This window comes from Streptomyces sp. SM10 (assembly GCF_002910915.1).
In the GTDB taxonomy this organism is placed as follows: domain Bacteria; phylum Actinomycetota; class Actinomycetes; order Streptomycetales; family Streptomycetaceae; genus Streptomyces.
On the sequence record NZ_NEUF01000172.1, the window covers coordinates 1 to 3,446 of the forward strand.

At 67.4% G+C, this 3,446-nt stretch carries 4 protein-coding genes; 3 read left to right on the top strand and 1 reads right to left on the bottom strand.

The window, feature by feature from the left end; all coding sequences use genetic code 11:
- The 3 genes from B9S57_RS27610 to B9S57_RS27620 all read left to right on the top strand — a co-directional run.
- Positions 1 to 451 (top strand): tyrosine-type recombinase/integrase (locus tag B9S57_RS27610; protein WP_181011195.1); only part of this gene is annotated, 451 nt, incomplete at its 5' end.
- A gap of 377 nt (positions 452 to 828) precedes the next feature.
- Complete coding sequence (locus B9S57_RS27615; RefSeq protein WP_103759908.1) at positions 829 to 1,155, top strand: hypothetical protein; 327 nt, start codon at positions 829 to 831, stop codon at positions 1,153 to 1,155.
- 8 nt (positions 1,156 to 1,163) lie between these two features.
- Positions 1,164 to 1,637, top strand: coding sequence for a hypothetical protein (locus B9S57_RS27620; protein ID WP_103759909.1), 474 nt, complete (start codon positions 1,164 to 1,166; stop codon positions 1,635 to 1,637).
- 327 nt (positions 1,638 to 1,964) lie between these two features.
- Here B9S57_RS27620 and B9S57_RS27625 read toward each other — a convergent pair whose 3' ends face one another.
- Entirely contained in the window at positions 1,965 to 3,344 is a 1,380-nt protein-coding gene (locus B9S57_RS27625; protein ID WP_103515523.1) for an IS1380 family transposase, read from the bottom strand.
- Between the last annotated feature and the right edge of the window lie 102 nt (positions 3,345 to 3,446).

Consider the following 3,446-nt stretch of genomic DNA (forward strand, 5'->3'; position numbering starts at 1 on the left):
GAAGTCGCGCGCCGGCCGACGCGTCATCGGTGTCCCCGACGAACTGGTGAGGCTGCTGGAGCTGCACCGCAGAGAGCAGGCACGCGAGCGGGCGATCGCAGGGGAGGACTGGCGAGAGTCCGGGTTCGTCTTCACCTCTCCCGTGGGCGAGCCGCTGGTGCCGAGCACGGACTACGGCACCTGGAAGCGGCTGCTGGCCGATGCGAAGGTTCGGGACGGGCGCCTGCACGATGCCCGGCACACCTCGGCGACGGTTCTGCTCATCCTCGGTGTCCCCGAACGGGTCGTGATGCAGATCATGGGCTGGTCGTCCACGGCGATGGCGGCCCGGTACCAGCACGTGACGGGCGGCATCCTCGCCGACGTCGCGCAGCGGGTCGGAGGACTCATCTGGGAAGTGGCCAAGGAGCCCGACGAGAGCGGCGCGGAGGGCTCCGCAGGGTCTCGATGAGACTGCAGATGAGACTACGGGCCTAGAGGAACGCCGAAGGGCCCCACCGCAAGCGGTGGGGCCCTTCGACGTATTGCCCGGTGAGAGCAATGGCGGAGGATACGAGATTCGAACTCGTGAGGGGTTGCCCCCAACACGCTTTCCAAGTCTTCGTCCGGATGTCCGGAGGCGGTCAGGTGTGCAATGACCTGCGACGGTTCAGGAGACCGCCGCACCTTCGGATGGCGTCGTACAGGGGTGAATGAGACCCGAACCGAGACCACGAGCCTTGTCGGGCAGAGTTCGGGCGGTCGTGGTCGAGTCAGCGCGGCTCGGCTGTCGGCCCCGCGCAGGCGGAATGCTTGGCGGAGTCGTAATACGCGTCATACACTGCTGGTATGCCGAAGACGAGAATCAGCATCAGCCTGGACAGTGAGCATGCCGAGCGTATCCGGACCCACGCGGAGCGGGCTGGAATGGATGTGTCCGCTTACCTCGTCAACGCTGCGACCCGGCAGATGGCCGAGGCGGAAGCGGCGGAGGCCCAGTTCGCCCGACTTGACGCGGTGATCGCGGCAGCTGAGGCGGAGGCTGCCGCACTGGCGCCGCTGCCTGAAGTCGCCGACGACGATCTCACGGAGCAGGAGCGGCAGGAGGTGCAGGAGGCCATGGGGCTCATCTATGGTGCCGAGCGTCCTGCTATCCGATCCGGTAACGCGGCGTGACTGTCCGGGTGCCGGTCTACGACACCGGCATGCTGATCGCGCTCGCGGACCGCAAGGCGAAGGCGGTGCGCCTGCATGCCGGTCTTCGGGAGACACCGCATCGGGCGCTCGTGCTCGGACCGGTACTCGCGCAAGTCTGGCGGCCCAATCCCGCCACGGTGCATGCCTTGGCCGGGGTGATGAAGGATTGCACGGTGCCTCAGGCTCGTAGTTCGGCCCTAGCCATGCGCTCTACCAGCGTGGGGCAGACGGCATGCATCATGTGCGCCACCGGTCCGGACATCACCGAATGGCAACGCATCGGAAGCGCACTCGGTTCGGCAGAGTTGCCCCCGAAGAAGCGGCCGGACGCTGTGGACGCCCTGGTGGCTCTTACGGCCGCCCGACACGGCAGTGCCGTGGTCTTCACCAGTGATCCGGCGGACCTCGACGCCTATCTGAAGGCACTGGATGCCCAGGACGTGCACGTGGTGCAGATCTGAGCGCCGGTCAGCAGTTCCTCGTCAACGTCGAAGGGCCCACCGCAAGCGGTGGTGCCCCAGGGCTTGATCAAGTTCCTGGGTCGGGGTTGGTCGGGCGGCGACCGGTTGGGGTGCATGGCAGACAAGGCACGGGCTTCGTGATCATTGGGGTGTCTAACCTCGATCGTTCATGAGTCCTCGTCGGTGCGCTGACGGGGACTCTGTGCTTGCGAGGTGCGGAACTTCGTGGGCCGGGGCAGGTTGACGGCCCGGCTGTCGCGTCGGGTGGGCGCCGGGTTCCACGGTTCCGGGATGTCGCTGGTTCGTCGGGGCGGTCGGAGTTGCTGGTCAGCCGGGGTTCTGTAGGGCTGCGAGCCGTTGGATCGCGCGGGTGATCACATCCGTCCAGGGCCATCGGGCGGTGAAGCGGAGCCAACGGCGGCGGCCCGTGGTGACCAGCTGGGCGGCGGCAGAGAACAGCCGTAGTCGAAGCCGTTTGGGCTCCCAGCGGCGGGTCTCTGCGGTCAGGGCGAGCATCGGCATCCAGGCGAGTAGGTCGAGTGCGAGGGAGACGATCTCCAGCCAGATCTGGTTCTGAGCGGTGTCGTGCAAGGGGAGGTTGCGCAGGCCGGTGTCTCGGGCGTTTCGGATGCGGTCCTCGCAGCGGGCCCGGCGGCGGTGACGTAGTTCGAGGTCGGCGAGTTGGCCGCCCTTGGTGTTGGTCGCGAAGCAGGTGAGCCGTAGTCCGTCGAGGTCGGTGAAGCGCAACTGGGCCCCGGGGTGCGGGCGTTCTTTGCGAACGATCAGCCGCATCCCTTTCGGCCAGGTGGTCAGGTCGGGCATGTCGGTGATCTCCGCGACCCAGGCGCCGGGCCGCTCGGTGCCACCGGAGTCATAGGCCGGCGTCCATGCCTTCTTCGGGATCTTCAGCACGGCCTGGTGGATGGCGTCGGTGATGGTCATTCCGACGGAGTACGACAGCCACCGGCCCGGTTTGGAGAGCCAGTCGAGGAAGGCGTGGGTGCCGCCGGCGGAGTCGGTACGGATCAGTGTCTGACGGCCCCGTCGCAGGTGTTTGGGGAGTTGAGCCAGGGCGAGTCGCGCTGTTTCGATGTGATCGCTCGCGGTGTTGGAGCCTGCGTTGCCGGGCCGCAGCAGGGCTGCCACCGGCTCTCCGGACCCGGCCTGGCCATGGTCGACGAACGCGACGAGCGGGTGGTGGCCGAAGGTCTTCTTCCAGGTCGCTGTGGCGTCCTGCTTCTCGGAGTGCGCAAGGACGAGCACGCCGTCGATGTCCACGATCACCGAGCCGTCGGCGGCGGGGCCGTTCGCCCCGGCCAGGTCCCAGACCCGCGAGCGTACTTTCGCCCGAGCCGACCGAATCGCGGTGAGCGCCTTTGGTCCGGCAGCGGCAAGGGCGTCAATGAGCCGTGAAACCGTCGGGTCGGAGGCCACCGGCCCGAACACGGCCGGCTCGGCCCGCAGCAGGGCGACATCGGCGAGGCAGTCCCCGCCCAGAGCGACTCCGAGCGCGACATCCAGCAGGATCTTGCCCGGCTCATGCACTGCCCGCGGCTTGCGCCAAGGCGCCAATGCCGTCGATATCGCGGTGTCCAGACCCAACTTTCGGACCGTCTCGACCAACAGCACCGCACCGGCCTGCGAGACCGTCCCGCTGCCACTGCCCTCGACGCGGACGCGCGGGTACGACCCGATACGCTTACTCACCTGGAGAGTGCTTCTTTCGTGCGGCTGACTGGACCCTAGACAAGTCCCATCGTTGCAGGTCAGGAGCACTCTCCGCTTATTTGATCAAGCGTCGGACAACCC

Coding starts and splice junctions, on each gene's coding strand:
- B9S57_RS27615 (WP_103759908.1), top strand. CDS start 829: ATGCCGAAGACGAGAATCAGCATCAGCCTGGACAGTGAGCATGCCGAG.